The organism is Actinomadura vinacea, assembly GCF_039532545.1.
GTDB classification, from domain to species: domain Bacteria; phylum Actinomycetota; class Actinomycetes; order Streptosporangiales; family Streptosporangiaceae; genus Spirillospora; species Spirillospora vinacea.
Map to the genome: position 1 here is coordinate 124,480 of NZ_BAAARW010000004.1, position 16,027 is coordinate 140,506.

Annotated in this window: 12 protein-coding genes and 2 pseudogenes; 7 read left to right on the forward strand and 7 right to left on the reverse strand. The window is 66.1% G+C overall.

Going from position 1 to position 16,027, the window contains the following annotated elements; all coding sequences use genetic code 11:
- The first annotated feature begins 712 nt into the window (after positions 1-712).
- The 3 genes and pseudogenes from istA (ABD340_RS06350) to ABD340_RS06360 all read left to right on the forward strand — a co-directional run.
- Positions 713-1,936, forward strand: coding sequence for an IS21 family transposase (gene istA / locus ABD340_RS06350; RefSeq protein ID WP_344587570.1), 1,224 nt, complete (start codon positions 713-715; stop codon positions 1,934-1,936).
- Positions 1,936-2,430, forward strand: a pseudogene (locus ABD340_RS47895) (ATP-binding protein); the annotation flags it as partial. The gene istA (ABD340_RS06350) and the pseudogene ABD340_RS47895, both read left to right, overlap by 1 nt.
- Before the next feature lie 148 nt (positions 2,431-2,578).
- Positions 2,579-2,815, forward strand: a pseudogene (locus tag ABD340_RS06360) (ATP-binding protein); the annotation flags it as partial.
- Positions 2,816-2,964: 149 nt separating this feature from the next.
- On the opposite strand, the gene istB reads toward ABD340_RS06360, so the two are convergent.
- Positions 2,965-3,792: an IS21-like element helper ATPase IstB gene (gene istB, locus ABD340_RS06365; RefSeq protein WP_344587573.1), complete on the reverse strand. Its 828-nt coding sequence runs from the start codon at positions 3,790-3,792 to the stop codon at positions 2,965-2,967.
- The gene (gene istA, locus ABD340_RS06370) at positions 3,792-5,015 is read right to left on the reverse strand and encodes an IS21 family transposase (protein ID WP_344587574.1); all 1,224 of its coding nucleotides are present in this window, start codon (positions 5,013-5,015) and stop codon (positions 3,792-3,794) included. Before istA (ABD340_RS06370) ends, istB begins: the two co-directional genes overlap by 1 nt.
- Before the next feature lie 176 nt (positions 5,016-5,191).
- On the opposite strand from istA (ABD340_RS06370), the gene ABD340_RS06375 reads away from it, so the two are divergent.
- Positions 5,192-6,439: an MFS transporter gene (locus tag ABD340_RS06375; protein ID WP_344587575.1), complete on the forward strand. Its 1,248-nt coding sequence runs from the start codon at positions 5,192-5,194 to the stop codon at positions 6,437-6,439.
- 70 nt (positions 6,440-6,509) lie between these two features.
- Here the strand turns inward: ABD340_RS06375 and ABD340_RS06380 are convergent, their stop codons facing one another.
- On the reverse strand, positions 6,510-7,652 hold the full coding sequence (locus ABD340_RS06380; RefSeq protein WP_344587576.1) for a hypothetical protein: 1,143 nt from the start codon (positions 7,650-7,652) through the stop codon (positions 6,510-6,512).
- Between the two features lie 108 nt (positions 7,653-7,760).
- Between ABD340_RS06380 and ABD340_RS06385 the strand changes: the two genes are divergently transcribed.
- Together ABD340_RS06385 and ABD340_RS06390 are read left to right on the forward strand one after the other, a co-directional pair.
- Positions 7,761-8,162 carry a hypothetical protein gene (locus ABD340_RS06385; RefSeq protein ID WP_344587577.1) on the forward strand — a complete coding sequence of 134 codons (402 nt, stop codon included), beginning with the start codon at positions 7,761-7,763 and terminating at the stop codon, positions 8,160-8,162.
- A 287-nt stretch (positions 8,163-8,449) separates the two neighbouring features.
- Positions 8,450-8,836, forward strand: a complete 387-nt coding sequence (locus tag ABD340_RS06390; protein ID WP_344587579.1) for an ATP-binding protein — start codon at positions 8,450-8,452, stop codon at positions 8,834-8,836.
- Between the two features lie 186 nt (positions 8,837-9,022).
- Here ABD340_RS06390 and ABD340_RS06395 read toward each other — a convergent pair whose 3' ends face one another.
- From ABD340_RS06395 to ABD340_RS06410, 4 genes are all read right to left on the reverse strand, one after another.
- A complete protein-coding gene (locus tag ABD340_RS06395) occupies positions 9,023-10,465 on the reverse strand; it encodes a hypothetical protein (protein ID WP_344587581.1) in 1,443 nt (480 codons plus the stop codon).
- A gap of 258 nt (positions 10,466-10,723) precedes the next feature.
- Complete coding sequence (locus tag ABD340_RS06400; protein ID WP_344587582.1) at positions 10,724-11,335, reverse strand: hypothetical protein; 612 nt, start codon at positions 11,333-11,335, stop codon at positions 10,724-10,726.
- A 23-nt stretch (positions 11,336-11,358) separates the two neighbouring features.
- Positions 11,359-12,681, reverse strand: coding sequence for a histidine--tRNA ligase (hisS, locus tag ABD340_RS06405; RefSeq protein WP_344587625.1), 1,323 nt, complete (start codon positions 12,679-12,681; stop codon positions 11,359-11,361).
- Positions 12,682-12,821: 140 nt separating this feature from the next.
- The gene (locus ABD340_RS06410) at positions 12,822-12,986 is read right to left on the reverse strand and encodes a hypothetical protein (protein ID WP_344587583.1); all 165 of its coding nucleotides are present in this window, start codon (positions 12,984-12,986) and stop codon (positions 12,822-12,824) included.
- Between the two features lie 851 nt (positions 12,987-13,837).
- On the opposite strand from ABD340_RS06410, the gene ABD340_RS06415 reads away from it, so the two are divergent.
- Positions 13,838-15,940: an AIPR family protein gene (locus tag ABD340_RS06415; protein WP_344587584.1), complete on the forward strand. Its 2,103-nt coding sequence runs from the start codon at positions 13,838-13,840 to the stop codon at positions 15,938-15,940.
- The last annotated feature ends 87 nt before the right edge of the window (positions 15,941-16,027 follow it).

The window sequence follows — 16,027 nt, forward strand, 5'->3', positions numbered from 1 at the left end:
GTCCGCAGGACCTCTTCGGTACTCACCCCGGTACGTGCATCCCGTGAGTGCTGCAACGGGCTCGCACTCCCCTGGTCATCAGCCTGGGTGGCCTGTCTGCGTCGCTCGGATCGACCGAGGCACCGACGAATGACGCCACGCAAGCCGCCCACGCCCTTCAACAGCGACCCCGATGAGCGCGCGGCCGCAGACGGTGCCCCCTCGGCAGCGCCCTCGGCTGGGTTCCGCTCACCGCGCCCATTCGAGCGGCTGTGGGCAAGGACGGAGCCGTGAGCCACATTCGTCATGCTGTCTCCCGGTCGAACGGCGATCAGTAGCCACGATGAAACCGCAAAGATGCAGGTCAGAACCATGAGCGAAACCGACCATGGTGAGAAGTCGTCACCAGCGGAAGCAGGGAGGTTTGTCCAAGGTCCGCCGAAACCCCGATGGCGTAAGGGCTCCTCGCATGGCCAGGCTGACCGTCGCTGCCATGGCGACTTCCACTCATTGGCGCGAAACACTCACCTTGGAGGTCAGTGACACACAGTTAGGCGCTGCTACTCTCTGCGCCTTGGAGGTGGCGCACTGTGAGTTCCGAAGTCGAGCAGACAGCGAAGAAGCTTCTAAAAGGCATCGTTCCCGACGAACTACTCACTCCTGTCGGCGACACGTGAAAACTGACCCCCAGGCGACAGCCGAAATCTGACCCCCTCCGCTGTCACTGTGGAGGGTGATCAAGGTGGAGGACTGGGCGGAGATCCGCCGGTTGCGCCGGGCCGAGGGCGTGCCGATCAAGGCGATCGCTCGGCGGATGGGCATCTCGAAGAACACCGTCAAGCGGGCGCTGGCGGCCGAGGAGCCGCCGAAGTACCGGCGGGCGAGCAGGGGGTCGATCGTGGACGAGGTGGAGCCGCAGATCCGGGCGCTGCTGGAGGAGTTCCCGGACATGCCGGCCACGGTCATCGCTGAGCGGATCGGCTGGACTCGTTCTCTGACCGTGCTCAAGGACCGGATCCGGATCCTGCGGCCGCACTACAAGCCGGTGGATCCCGCGTCGCGGACGACGTATCAGCCCGGTGAGCTGGCCCAGTGTGATCTGTGGTTCCCGCCGGCCAAGATCCCCCTGGGTGCCGGGCAGGCGGGCAGTCCGCCGGTGTTGGTCATGGTGAGCGGGTATTCGCGCTGGCTGATGGCGGGGATGCTGCCCTCGCGGGCGGCCGGGGACCTGTTCGCCGGGATGTGGGCCCTCCTCAGTGTCTTGGGCGCCGTTCCGAAGACGCTGGTCTGGGACAACGAGAGCGCGATCGGTCAGTGGAAGGGCGGCCGGCCGCAGCTGACCGCTGAGGCGAACGCCTTCCGCGGCGTGCTGGGGATCGCGATCCACCAGTGCAGGCCCGCTGATCCCGAGGCCAAGGGCCTGGTGGAGCGGGCGAACGGGTATTTGGAGACCTCGTTCATGCCCGGTCGCGCCTTCACCGGTCCGAGCGACTTCAATGCTCAGCTTGCCGGGTGGCTGGCCCGGGCCAATGCCCGTCATCATCGGCGGATCGAGTGTCGTCCCGCCGACCGGTTCGAGGTCGATCGGGCGGCGATGGTCGGCCTGCCGCCGGTTGCTCCGTCGGTGGGCTGGCGGACCTCGACACGGCTGGCCCGCGACCACTACGTCCGGATCGCCTCCAATGATTATTCGGTGCATCCGTCGGTGATCGGCCGTCTGGTCGAGGTCGTCGCCGACCCCGAGCAGGTCACCGTGACCTGCGGCGGCCAAACGGTCGCCCGCCATGAGCGGTGCTGGGCCGCCCACCAGACCATCACCGACCCGGCCCACGCCCGGGCCGCCGCGGTGCTGCGCCGCTCGAAGATCCAGGCCGTGGCCTGCCCGGCCGAACTGGAGGTCGAGCAACGACGGTTGAGCGACTACGACGCGCTGCTCGGCATCGAAGGGGTCGCCTGATGACCGGCGCAAAGACCACCAGCGGCCGCAACCTCACCGCGGAACTGGCTTACCTGACCCGGGTGCTCAAGGCCCCATCCCTGGCCGCGTCAGTCGAACGGCTGGCCGAACGAGCCAGGGCCGAGTCCTGGAGCCATGAGGAGTTCCTGGCCGCCTGCCTGCAACGCGAGGTCGCCGCCCGCGAATCCCACGGCGGTGAAGCCCGCATCCGCACCGCCCGGTTCCCGGCCCGCAAGGCGATCGAGGACTTCGACTTCGACCATCAGCGCTCGCTCAAGCGCGAGGCCATCGCGCACCTGGGCACCTTGGACTTCGTCGCCGCCCGGGAGAACGTGGTGTTCCTCGGCCCGCCCGGCACCGGCAAGACCCACCTGTCGATCGGCCTGGGCATCCGGGCCTGCCAGGCCGGCCACCGCGTCGCGTTCGCCACCGCGGCCGAGTGGGTCGCCCGCCTGGCCGACGCCCACGCCGCCGGCAGGCTGCAGGGCGAACTGGTCAAACTCGCGCGCATTCCCGTGGTCGTCGATGAGGTCGGCTACATCCCGTTCGAGCCTGGCCCCGGGAGGCCGCCCCTAGCGGCTGTCCTAGGAGCCGGCCAATCACGCCGCCGCGCCCTGCCGGGCCTGCGAGCCCGAGGCGGCGAACCTGTTCTTCCAACTGGTCTCCAGCCGCTACGAACGCGCCTCCCTGATCGTGACCAGCAACAAACCGTTCGGGCGCTGGGGAGAGGTGTTCGGCGACGACGTCGTGGCCGCCGCCATGATCGACCGCCTCGTCCACCACGCAGAGGTCATCAGCCTGAAGGGAGACAGCTACCGCCTGAAGAACCGCGACCTGGGCCGCGTTCCCGCAGCCCAGACCAACAACGACCATCAGTAACAACCCATGACAAACAACACCACCAGGGGGTCAACATTCCGGCGTCGCCAGGGGGTCCACATTCGCGCGTCGTTGACAAGTGTCAACGGCGCGCCAAGCGTGACCCCCTGCGGGCGCGTGAACCGTAACCCCCTGATGTTGTCGTTGAGTTACTGTTCGTGGTCGTTTCTGGCCGCTGGTGGGCGGCCGAGGTCTCTGTTCTTGAGCCGGTAGCTGTCTCCCTTCAGCGAGATGACCTCGGCGTGATGGACGAGCCGGTCGATCATGGCCGCGGCGACGACGTCGTCGCCGAAGACCTCGCCCCAGCGCCCGAATGGCATATTGCTCGTCACGATCAAGCTCGCCCTCTCATATCTGGACGAGACGAGCTGGAAGAACAGGTTCGCGGCCTCGGCTTTGAACGGGATGTATCCGACCTCGTCCACCACCAGGACCGGGATGCGGGAGAGCTTGACCAGTTCTTCCTGCAGGCGGCCGGCGGAGTGAGCGTCGGCCAGGCGGGCGACCCATTCGGCTGCGGTGGCGAACGCGACCCGGTGTCCGGCCTGGCAGGCCCGGATGCCCAGCCCGGTCGACAGATGCGTTTTCCCTGTTCCCGGCGGCCCCAGGAAGATGACGTTCTCCTTGGCCGTGACGAAGTCGAGCGTGCCCAGGTGCGCGATGACGTCCCGTTTCAACGATCGCTGGTGGTCATAGTCGAAGTCCTCCAGCGACTTGCGCGCGGGGAAGCGGGCGGCTTTGATACGGCCCTCGCCGCCGTGCGCCTCGCGGGCGGCGACCTCGCGTTGCAGGCAGGCGGCCAGGAACTCCTCGTGCGTCCACGATTCGGCTCTTGCCCGTTCGGCGAGCCGCTCGATCGAGGCGGCCAACGATGGTGCCTTCAGCACGCGAGTCAGATAGGCCAGCTCGGCGGTGACGTTCCGGCCGCTGGTCGTGACCTGGGCACTGGTCGTGGTGGTGGTTTTGCGGGTGGCCATCACGCAACACCGCCTTCGATGCCGAACAGTGCGTCATAGCTGGCCAGCTGCCGGAACTCGACCTCGGTCTCGACCGGGGCGACGGCCTGCAGCCGGGCGCGGCGCATCTTCTGGGCGGCCTGGTCGTGGTCGGGGTCGGTGAGGGACTGGTGGATGTCCCAGCACCGGTCATGCTGGGCGACGATGCGTCCGGCGCAGGTCACCGTCACCTGCTCCAGCCCGGCGACGATCTCGACCATGCGGCCGATCGCCGACGGGTGGACCGAGTAGTCGTTGGAGGCGACCCGGACGTAATGGTCGCGGGCCAGCCGGGTCGAGGTTCGCCAGCCCACCAGCGGTGGGACGGGCGGCAGCTCGACCATCGCGGCCAGGTCCGCGGGCAGCCGGTCGACCGGACGGCACTCGATCCGGCGGTGCTGCCGCTGGTTCGCCCGCTCCAGCCAGCCGGCCAGCTGGGCATTGAAGTCCTGTGGTGAGGTGAAGATCCGGCCGGGCAGGAACGAGGTCTCCAGATAGCCGTTCGCCCGCTCCACCAGCCCCTTGGCCTCCGGGTCACCGGGACGGCACTGCCAGATCCTCACCCCCAGGCTCCCAGCGAACGCGACAGCGTCCTTGGTGGGCTGCGGTCTGCCCTGCCGCCACCCACCGACCGCGGACTCGTTGTCCCAGACCAGCGTCTTGGGTGCAGCGCCCAGCACGCTGAGCAGCGCCCACATCCCGGCGAACAGGTCCCCGGCCGCCCGCGAGGGCAGCATCCGCGCCATCAGCCAGCGCGAATAGCCGCAGACCATCACCAGCACCGGCAGGTTCGTCCGGACGGTCCCGCCAACCGGCACCTGAACGGGCGGGAACCACAGATCGCACTGGGCAAGCCCGCCCGGCCGATAACTCGTCCGCGATGCCGGGTCGGCCGGCTTGTATTCCGGCCGCAGCAACCGGACCCGGTCCTTGAGCACCGTCATCGACCGTTCCCAGCCGATCCGCTCGGCGATCACCGTCGTCGGCATCTCGGGAAACTCTTTCAACAGCGCACGGATCTGCGGCTCGACCGCGTCCACGATCGACCCCTTCCGCGCCCGCTGATACTTCGGCGGCTCCGATGCGGCCAACGCCTTGCGCACCGTGTTCCGTGCGATCCCCAACCGCCTGGCGATCGCCTTGATAGGCATCCCCTCGGCCCGATGCAGCCGACGGATCTCAGCCCAGTCCTCCACCTTGATCACCCTCCAGAGAGTGGAGGGGGTCAAGGTTCGCGCGCCCACAGGGGGTCAGTTTTGCAGCGTCGCCGACAGGAAGCAGAGTAACGACACAACCATTCAGCCAACAAACTTCCATTTCCAGGTATCAGCCAAGAAAACGGCCCACTTGACGCCTGGAGTCGTGCACTACCTTGCACACCATGCTCAAGCTCCTTTCACCCCTGCCACTTCTCAAAAACCCCGCCGCCGCCCCACTTTTCATAGCTCGCCTCATTTCAAGCGCCGGAGTGGGATTCGGCCAGCTTGCCCTCTCCTGGGGCGTGATGAGTTTGGGCCACGGAGCAAAGGGACTCTCGGTCGTTCTGGCGTGCAACTCGATACCTGCACTCCTGCTCATCTTCACCGGAGTCATCGGAGATCGATTCCGACGTCACCACGTACTCATAACAGCAGAGCTCCTCGCAAGTACCACCTGGTTCGGCTTGGGCGTTTGCTTCATCACCAAGAAGGCGCCCTTCCCCTTGGTCTGTGCACTCGCGCTCCTGGCCGGAATAGCGATAGCGATGTTCCTGCCAACCATCCGAGGCATCGTCGCCGACCTCCTCCCGGGTGACGCCAGGTCGGCCGGCAACGCCCTGATCAGCCAGACTCAATCGATCGGCCTGCTCATCGGCCTGGCATCGTCCGGGCTGGTGGTCTCCACGATCGGCCCCGGGTGGGCGGCCTTCGCGCGAAGCGGCCTGTGCGCCACCAGCGCGCTCCTACTCAGCCGCCTCAAGACCTCACGCTGGAACAACGCCGGAGCCGGAATGCTGAGCGACCTCCGCGTGGGCTGGCGCGAATTCATCGCCTACAGCTGGGTCTGGATCATGACGGTCCAGTACACGGCGGTCATTATCGCGATGATCTGCTTCACCGAGCTCGCGGGCCCTCTCTACATGTCACAGGGACACGGCGGCGCAAGAGCATGGGGCATCATCACGGCCTGCGAAGCCTTCGGCGCGCTGGCCGGAGCACTCATCGGCGCCAACTGGAGACCATCCCGGCTCGTCCTGACCGCCGCGGCGCTCCCAGCCATGGGGGCGATTCCGATGCTCCTTCTGGGCGGAGGCGCCCCCTGGGCGGTCCTCGCGATCGCCATCATCGTCCCCGGAGCGTGCCAGGCCGCCTACTACGTCCTGTGGACCACCGCGCTACAGAACACCTACGCCCCCGAGGTCCTGGTCCGTGTGAACAGCTGGAACATCATGGCATGCTACGTCCTGATGCCGATCACCGTGCTGTCCGCAGGCCCGCTCGTAGAAGCGATCGGCCCCCAAAACAGCGCCCTCGGCTCCGGTCTGCTCATCATCGCCGCCAGCGCAACAGCTCTGCTCGTCCTACGGCTTACTGGACCAACGCCGGTCACGTCGACTGCTCCCAGCCAAGGCGCTTCCCTGGCCTCATAACCCGAAAACGCCCGTAAGCAACAACCTGCGAACGTACCCGGGTTTCCGGGACAGCCAGGGGCAGATATGCCTAGCCTTTCTCTCCTTCACTTGGAGGCAATACGGATTGCAAGTGCTCACGGGCCACACGAACTTCAGGAACCCGCACCCACGGTGCGGATGCCTTCAAAATCTCCGTCGCTCGCTTGTTGACCCTGGCGGATGTTACAAGCGGGAGTGCTCTTGCAAGTTCGGTCATGCGGTCAGCAGCAAACGCGGGATCCGCTGCACGCAGAGAAGTCTGGATCTGACGGCCCAGATACTGGGCCTGGAAGAGCGGCGACCATTGACCGATGGATTCTGCAGCCTTACTGAGCAGTGCGCCGGCCTCCCGGTAGACGCGGAGATGGCCGAAGCCGATCCCTACATCACCCACCAGCGCAGCCTCCTCGAAGGGAGAGAGGCCGCCGATCGAACGAGCCCGATCAAGCGCAGATCGAGACGACGCCCGCTGCCCTGAAATTAGAGCAAGCGAGCGCCCTAGCCGCATATTCAGGGCGGCGCTTTGACTGTTGGTCAGGTCTGATATTTTGAGTCCTCGCTCTGCATAGACGACCGCCCGGGAGAAGTCGCCTCGATACAGGCTGATTCGACTGAGACCCTCATATGAGCGCGCTTGTCCCGAGAGGTCGTTGGCTCGCGTGGCGAGCTCAAGCGACAGGACCGCTGCACGATCGGCGGCGTCAAGCCTTCCAGCGTCGTAGAGCACCAGAGCAGCTTGGTTGGACAGGCTCGATCCAGCACTCTGAAGAGCTGGATCGCGACACTCGACAACAGCCTTTTCGATACGCGTCACATGATTCACCGCTGTTACTATTAGCGGCACTCCTCCCAGCTCGTACCGATTACGAGCCAGGACATCGGCGAGGGCGGCCACATATGAGGGATCTTGATAGGGAGATGTCTTACGCGAGGGCATGAAGATCACGGACGCGGCGCCAGCCATGAACTCCCTACGTTGCACAGGATCCTCCACTCTGGGCGATATGCGTACTTCCCAGCCTACGCGGGCCAGTAGCCCGACGGCCTTCGTGACCGTTGTGTCCTTTATTCCCCGTGAGACCTCGGATACCCAGACCTGGGAAACACCCAGCTCACGGGCTAGATCAGTCTGACTCCACCCGTTGGTCTCCATGATCGCCCTCAAAGCTTCGGGGAACGTCCGGACTTCCATCGAACTCCTATCGCTGTCAGCGATGAGCGCCCTACCGCTTACTCGGATGCATAGCGACTATACGGAGCATTACAAACGATGACCGGTCCGAAAAGGGGGCGCGTGAGGATGGACTGGACACAAACCGCGAATGCCGGGCACGCACGAGCGAGCGCCGAGCGGCTGAGCGCCGCGCTGGGCACGCGGCGCCTGGACCTGGCCACCCTGAAAACGGCGATCGTGACCGGGGGGCAGGGTCTGGCATGTGGCGTCGTCTCGCGCGCCGGGGCGGCTCCGGCGCTGAACGTGATCCAGGTGTGCAAGCCGGAACACTCGCTCGACGTCGGAACGGATCTGGTGGGTGGGCGGATGTGGTTCGTGCTGGAACCAGGCGGGGAAGGCGTGGTGCCGGTCGATGAGGTGGAAGCCGCTCCTGCCAAGCTGGTCGGGATTCTGAACCGGATGACGGATCGGCCGGCCCCCATCACCTCTCACGAGCACGGTCGTGCCCGCGCCCCGAAGGACCTCTGACAGCGGTCACCCCGCCCTTCGGCACGGCTCACAACTTCGGCCGGTGCCGGACGCGCAAGTGCAACAACAAAGCCCCTCCGGACGGAGGTCGAGCCGACCACTTCCCCCCGTACGGTCAGGCGCGGCCTGGGGTGAGGTCCGTCCGGAGGCCATTCCTCCGCCCGCCCGGCCGTGCCCGCGCCGGGCGGGCGGAGGAGCCAGCACCCCATCACCCTGTGTCCCCCGCCGTACCAGCTCCCCAGGGCCGCTGATAGCGGTAACTGCAACCGTCTCCGAGGTAGCCAGCCATGTGTGAACCCGCGACCCTCGTCGTGAAGGCGACACTGCACGCGATCAAGCAGACGCGGGACTTCATCGCACTCGTCTTCGGATCCTGGGGCCTGGACGACTACGTGGCCCGGACCGTCGTCTCCGAGCTGGCCACCAACGCCGTCCGCCACGGCTCCGCGCCCGGCGATCCCGTCATCATCCGCGCCTACCTGCTCGACGGCCGGCCGGTCGTCGAAGTCTGGGACAAGAGCGATGCACAACCGGTCGTCCGTGCCCCCGACCCAACATCAGAGAGCGGCCGGGGCCTGCTGCTCATGGAAGCACTCGTACACCGCTGGGGCTCACGCCCCCTCAACGGCGGCGGCAAGGTCGTCTACGCCGTCCTCAACTCCGAGCACGCATGAACGGCCGCCTCCTGCTGGCCTGCCTCCAGCACCTCTTCCCGGCGTGGCTCATCACGCTTGACCGCCACGGCATCAGGCGAGCCGTCGGATGCACGCTCATCAGCGCATCCAACGTTGCGGGGTGCAGCTCTCAAGCGTGGCTACATCGGTCATACCAACGTCCTTCCACCTCACGCGACTTCCCTGTCACGAGGAATGCTTTGGGGCCTCAAAGAGGGTCTGTTGGCCGGAGATGACATGCGAGTACTTTTTGGCTTTCGAGCCCCTTTTACGGGTACGCTCCTGCCGCCCTTTGACCGACTCCCCACTGCGTTCGGCCGCGACCATGATTCCCTGGCCAGCGTCCAACCTGCCCTCGACCAAGTCTCGCAGTTGCTCCACCGAGGTCCCGACCGTGCCAGCCAGACCATGTTTCACCAGCTCAACAAACTGGGCACCAACCAGATGACGTTCCACCTCCCGGTAGCCCAGGTAGCGCGCGTTGTGGTCCTCTCTGACCCCGCGAGTACAGTCATCGGACAGCAGCAACCGCACGTAAGACAACGGCAGATATAAGCCCGGCACGAGCCCGTCGACCGGATGGGCAGTGGTGTCGGCGGGCCAGTGGGCAAGCTTGAGGAAGCACGCATCGTTGCCCATCCGCCAATCGCTCGGTGCGGCTGGTGCTTTGCTCAACTTCGCCACCTGCTCAAGCTTATCGAGCTGCTCCTTCAGCTGACGCGTTACACGGACCGCTCGGGTCGTGGGATGTAGTCGCTTGTACTGAACGAGGACGAAGCTGTGGGTCGGTTCGTGGTAGTAGATCATGTCGGTGCCCAAACGGCCCTCGACCGGCGTGGCGTTGACGTTGGCGATTTCCAACCGCCGCCCCTGAGCATCCTGGAGGATATGGACATCGCATCGCGTCCGGGTAGAACCCTGCCACTCGGAGAACATGTCGAGCGGCTCGCCCGCGATGCGGATGTCGTGGTCGATGAGGCTGTGCTCGACCGGCTGAGGAATCAACCCGGCCAAGTAAGGTACATCGCGGGACGCCGGGCGTCGCCACGCGGCCAGCGCGGACGGCGGGAAGTCGGCAATGCGTACGATGTTGCGCAGCGCGTCTCGCTGCTCCAGCCACAAGAGCTCCGCCTCATCGTTAGCGTCCAGGCGTGGCGGCATCGCTTGGGCCAACAGCCAGTCCAGCAGATCTACCAGGTCCGGCCGTTCTTGCCGAAGAGCTGCCTCCAGCGCTGTCCACGTCTCCTGACCGCAGCCACCGACACCGCCGGGGATCATCGTCCGGTTGAAGTCCTCGTAGACAGAGCCCGGTAGAGCGTTCAATAAGCCTCTGGCACCGTCAAACGCGACTGGTATCCGGCACTCCCGCAGCGGGTCGACGGTGATGCTGGCATCGACCGCGCCGACCGTACCAGCCTTCGTGACAACGCCCATCCACTCCAACTGCAGCCACCGCCCGCCTAGGCCCAGTTGCGGATCCGCCCCAAGATCACCTAGCACCAGCACCATAGGAGGACCATCGATACCGAGCCGCGCCTTCGGAAGAGCCTTGGTCAGCCTCTGCTCCAGCTGGAGCTTGTCGCGGATGGATGCCAACTCCGGAGCCGGAAGCGTCACGATGTAGGCCACCTTCAGATCGTAACGCCCGGCACGGCCCCTTTGAAGCCCACCTCTCGCCGCTCGCTCATTGTTCGGTGGCGTGCTTGACCTTGATTCCGTATTAGCCCGGAGCTTAGTCATACTTCCGGAATAGCCGCGGTGTACGCGCCTACTACGGCAAGCCGTTGAGTGATACCGAACTACAAGCAGCCGGGCGTGCCCTTCAACAGTAGGGCACGCCCGAAGCTTCCATTATTGGGCCATTGCGCTGGGAGTTGCCGCCGGAGGTCAGTCGTCCAGGTACAGCAGGGCGGTGATGGTCTTCTTGCAGATGTCGCAGTGCATCGGGGCTTCCTCGGAGGCGAGATCGCATTCGACCGTGGTGACGCGGTCGATGACGCCCGTGGCCGCTTCCGTGACACAGGACTCGGCCCAGCGCTCGGTGTTGGTGCTGAGGTCGTCGACGTAACGGGCGGTCATCTCGTAGAAGGAACGGACCCCGTACTCCTTCATGTATCGCCAGTTGAACTGGAGCGACAGCAGCGCGATCGGGAAGGGGTGCTCGACGAGGCCGCGGGCCCATCGTTCGGACACGTCGTCGATGTCGAGGCGGACGGCGCGCTGGTCGAGCAGTTGCCACATGCCGCTCTGATCGTAGTCGGCCAGGACGTCATCGAGGAGCTTGCGCGCGGTGGTCAGGTTGCCGGCTTTGCGTTGGAACAGCTCGTCGATGGTGGCTGTGATCTGGGAGTCGGTTCCCTTGCGGGCGGTGTCGATGGCCTGCTTGAGCTGGACGGCATAAGCCGATTCCCAGGACAGGCATTCCCCGAAGCTCGACCACGGGTCGGGGAAGCCTCTCTGCTTGATCGCGGCGAAGATGCGGTCGCCTTGCACACCCATCGGTCACTGACCTCCTGACGGATCTACCCTGTCGGCACGCACCTCCGGGTGAGGTACGCGGCAAGCTCGGCCGCGGGGACCTGCTCCTGCTCTCCGGAATCCAGGTCCTTGACCGCGACGACCCCCGCTTCCTTGTCGGCCGCTCCGTAGATCAGCGCGAATCGCGCCTTGCGGTCGGCCGCCCACTTCAGCTGCTTGGCCAGCTTGCGGCTGGCAGCCAGATACACCTCAGTGCGAAGCCCAGCGTCCCGAAGTGCGGCAGCGAACCCCATCACCTCGGCGGCGGTCTCTTCTGCGATCACCGTCAGCGCGACGTCTGTCCGCTCGTCCTGCGCGGCGGCATCCCCCAGCAGCCCGATGATGCGCTCCACGCCGAGGGAACCGCCGCAGGCCGGGACGTCCGGACCACCCAGCGCAGCGATCAGCCCGTCATAGCGGCCGCCGCTGGCGATCGAGCCGGGCATGCCCTCGGCGACCACCTCAAAGATGACACCGGTGTAGTAGTCCAGGCCGCGCACCAGGCTGGGAGTGAACGCGATTCGCGCCTGGCCGACCTTGGAGGTTGCCAGGTCCAACAGCCGGTCGATCTCCTCCACGCCGGCCCGGCCGTCCTCGCTGTCCTCGAGCGCGGTCCGCATCCGTTCGACGGCGTCTTCTGCGGTCAGGTCGCTCACCAGCGCTTTGGCGATGTCGGCTGGCAACGACCGTGCCTCCACCAGTTCGGTGGCCACCTTCTCTGGAGCCAGCTTGTCGAGCTTGTCCAGGGTGATCAGCACACCACCGCCCAGCTCCCCCGGAACCCCGTAGGCCTCCAGCAGACCTGACAAAGCCCGCCGCGAGTTCACCAGAATCTTGAACTCGCGCACACCGACCGCATCCAACGCGTCGGCCATGGCGCACACGATCTCGGCGTCGGCCAACGGGGAGGAAGAGCCGACCACGTCCACGTCACACTGGGCGAACTCGCGGAACCGCCCCCGCCCTGGCCGGTCTGCACGCCACACCGGCCCCATCACATACCGCTTGTACGGGGTCGGGAGCTGCGATCCGTAGTTGGCCACCACCCGGGCCAGCGGCACGGTCATGTCGTACCGGAGGGCCAGGTCGGCCTCGCCGGTCGCCTCGTGCTCGCCACGGCGCAGAATTTTGAAGATCAGCTTGTCGCCCTCGTCGCCGTACTTGCCGGTCAGCGTCTCCAGCCGCTCGAACGCCGGCGTCTGCAACGGCTCGAACCCGTACCGCTCGAACACCTCACGGATCCGCGCGAACACATGCTCACGCGTCCGCAAGGCCCCCGCGAGGAAGTCACGGGTGCCCGATGGGGGCTCGAACTGTTGAGAAGCCATAGGAACTCCTGACCACCGTAACCGGGCAACGCGGTACAACGAATCTTAGAAACTAGTCCACATGCGGACGCTGAGATGCGCTCAAGCGCGCTGCCAGCTCACCACGTCGCCCCTCGATCGTATCGACCAGGCGCCTGAGATCAGCGCCTAACGGCCAGAGCAACTGGCAGCTGATGATGGGCGGCCCGCAGCAGCCGCTTGTACTCGGCCAGGGTGAAGCTGGCGCGTTCGCCCTTGCGGCGCTGGTAGCGGTGCAGCCGGTAGATCAGCCGAAACCGCCAGCCGGCCCAGTTGCGGACCATCACGGCGACCAACCCTCGGGCGCTGTGCTCTCCACCGTGCACCCTCGCCTGTGGGGGGTGTCCTCGGCGGCTCCAGGAGCGTCCGTGGGACGGCCTGAGCTCTTGAGCGGTCTCGCCCTCGAAACAGATCCAGGCGCCCAGGTCCGCCGCGCTCCTTCCACCTGCGGCCACACCTGCCGGTGCCACGCCTCAACGGCCTGCTCGTCGCGTTCGATGGCGCATCGGCTGGAACCTCGACCAACCAGGCATTGCGGCGAAGCACCAGCGAAACCCTCGGCAGGGTGTAACCGATCCCGAACAACTCCTTGATCAGTGCCGCCGCCCGGCCCAGCGTTCACCGCTGGTCATCGGCCAACCGTGGGCGGCCGGGCCGCGGTTCAGTTCGGCCTCCAGCCGCGGGAACTGTGCACCGTACTGCCGCGGACGTCCGTGCGCTCCCTTGAACACCAGCGCCTCTGGCCCCTGCCTGGCGCCAGGCCTACCGCCTCTTCTCCACCTACCGCAACCCGACCCGCAACTCGGCAACGTCCATGCGTTGGGCCGGCCTTCGCCGAACCATTGTGCGGCCTGCATCCGGACCTGTTCTCGTTTGTCTCGGCCCGCGACAGTCAACCCACTGTCCTGGGGGTATCTGGCCATGCCACCCGGCATACGCCCACACCACCGGCTCGTCCACTCACCCAACCGACATGACGCATTAACGCTGGTAGCCCCGTCTCCGGGCAGTCGGATGCTCGCGATGACAACAGCGCACGGAGCCGACACGCGACACAGGAATTCTGACCTATTCCCCCATCAAGGCACCCTTCGCCCGATATGGTAATTGTGCGATCATCCGTGAGGAAGGGCCGCAGATGAGTGTCGTACAAGTCCGGCACGTCCGCCAGCAGATCGAGACACGCTTTGACGGTCTCATCGACTCGACGGACCGCCCTGAACCCGAACGCGCCGACGTCCTCCTTACCCGCGGCCTCGCCGCGCTAGGTATCCAGAGCGAGCATCCCTGCAGCGACATGGAAGCCGCCCAGACGATCTTCGACGGTGAGGACGATCGAGGGCTCGACGCCGTCGCGGTCCAGCTCCAGACCCGCCAGCCGCGCATCTGTCTGGTGCAGGCCAAGTGGAACCACCAGGGCCGGGCAAAATTCGGGGAGTCAGAGGTCGATCGGATGCTTTACGGCCTGGACAAGATCCTCGATCTCGAGTTTCACCGGTTCAACAGGCGCTTCCAGCAGCACGTTCCGGAGATCCAGCAGGCTCTGGACAGCGGCTTCCCGAAGATCACGCTGGTGCTGGCCCTGATGCGGACCGAACCGCTGAACGGCGACATCCACCGCCGTATCCAGGAGGGAATCAAGAAGTACAACCTGGTCGAGGACATGGTCGACTACAAGATTTTCGACCTGCGCGACATCCACCGGGCGATCCTCGGCAATGCAGCAGCCCCGAGGATCGACACGAAGGTACGCCTGGAGCGCTTCGGCCTGGAGGAGATGCCCTACAAGGCCATGTACGGGACCATGGCAGTCCCGGAGGTTGCCGCCCTCTACGAGGAGCACCGGCGCGGGCTGTTCGCCCGAAACATCCGCGATGCCCTGGACGTCTCCGACGTCAATGTGCGGATCCGCAACACGCTGCTGGAGCAGCCCGAGCACTTCTGGTACTTCAGCAACGGCATCACTATGCTCTGCGACACGGTCAAGCCGGTCGGCGCCGCCGTTCCGGGCGGCGTGGCGGACTTCCACCTCACCGGCGCGAGCGTGGTCAACGGGGCACAGACCGTCCGGGCCATCCACAAGGCTTACGGTACAAGCAAGGAGAAGGCGCAGAGGGGCCGCGTGCTGGTACGCCTGATCTCCCTGGAGAACTGTCCGCCCGGCTTCGGCGACCAGGTCACCATCAGCACCAACACACAGAACCCCATCGAGGACCGCGACTTCAAGTCGCGGGACCCGGCGCAGATCAAGCTGCGCGACGACTTCGCCTTCCAACTGCATCTGAGCTATGTGGTCAAGCGCGGCGAGCCCGTGCCCGACCGGGAGCACGGCTGCTCGATCACCGAGGCCGCCGAGGCGCTCGCGGCTGCCCACCCGAACGCAGAGTACGCCGCCCAAGCCAAGCGGGATCTGGCGGCGCTGTGGCGTGACGACGCCTACCGCGAACTCTTCGGATCCGAGCCGGACGCCTACCGGGTGTGGCGCTGCGTGAGTCTGCTCCGCGCGGTCCGTGACCGGCTGGCCGAGCTGCGCGACGGGCTGCTGGGCCGGGCCGCAGCAGCCGCGAGTTATGGAGACCTGCTAATCACGCATGTCGTCTTCCGGCAGCTGGCCACCCGTACGATCGAGGACCCCGACACGGACTGGGACGCCCAGCTCGCCCGTGTGCCCGAGCTCGTCGAGGACGCGCTGGGCTGGGCGCTGCAGGCCATCGACTTCGAGTACGGCAGCAATAGCCAGGTGATCGCCGCAGTGCGCAACACCGAGCGCATCCAGCGGGTCGCCCACGCCGCCGTCCGCGGTATGGCCGCAGGCAAGACCGCCCCGGTCCTCGACCCCGGCTACCAAGCACCGGAGGCCGAAACCCGGGGACGCCAGGTGAACGCCGTGAAAACGCTAGTCACGGCGAGACGCATCCCCGACGGCGCGCTTCTGGAGTTTCGCCCGTTCAACCTGCCCGAGCGGCGGGAGATGGCCGAGTGGATCGCCGAGGATCCGGATCGAGGCCTGGCCGTGTGGCGCAACGCGGCACGGGACCCGCTGCAGTGGAAGGCCGACGGGAAGTGGTATTCCCCCAGCGGGCTGGTGCGATGGATGCGCCTTCAGGCCAGTGGCCAAGACCGCAGTGTGCAGGGCACGCTGCGGTGGTATGTGCCCGGCCAGGGGTCGCTCGTAGATCTTGCCGAGGAAGCCCGGGCGGAGCAGGGGCTGGATGTGGGGGAAGAGCCGGACGAGGCGTGATCCCCAGCGGGAACGGGCAGCCGGGTGACCGTTAGCCGGGCAGTGTCCCGGCCCCGGGCGTGTGTCCGCGAGGTGCACCGGATTGTC

Coding starts and splice junctions, on each gene's coding strand:
- ABD340_RS06400 (WP_344587582.1), bottom strand. CDS start 11,335: ATGGGTGTGCAAGGCGACCGCATCTTCGCCGCGATCAAGCAGAGAGGC.
- ABD340_RS06380 (WP_344587576.1), bottom strand. CDS start 7,652: ATGGAAGTCCGGACGTTCCCCGAAGCTTTGAGGGCGATCATGGAGACC.
- ABD340_RS06390 (WP_344587579.1), top strand. CDS start 8,450: ATGTGTGAACCCGCGACCCTCGTCGTGAAGGCGACACTGCACGCGATC.
- ABD340_RS06385 (WP_344587577.1), top strand. CDS start 7,761: ATGGACTGGACACAAACCGCGAATGCCGGGCACGCACGAGCGAGCGCC.
- istB (WP_344587573.1), bottom strand. CDS start 3,792: ATGGCCACCCGCAAAACCACCACCACGACCAGTGCCCAGGTCACGACC.
- ABD340_RS06415 (WP_344587584.1), top strand. CDS start 13,838: ATGAGTGTCGTACAAGTCCGGCACGTCCGCCAGCAGATCGAGACACGC.
- ABD340_RS06375 (WP_344587575.1), top strand. CDS start 5,192: ATGCTCAAGCTCCTTTCACCCCTGCCACTTCTCAAAAACCCCGCCGCC.
- hisS (WP_344587625.1), bottom strand. CDS start 12,681: ATGGCTTCTCAACAGTTCGAGCCCCCATCGGGCACCCGTGACTTCCTC.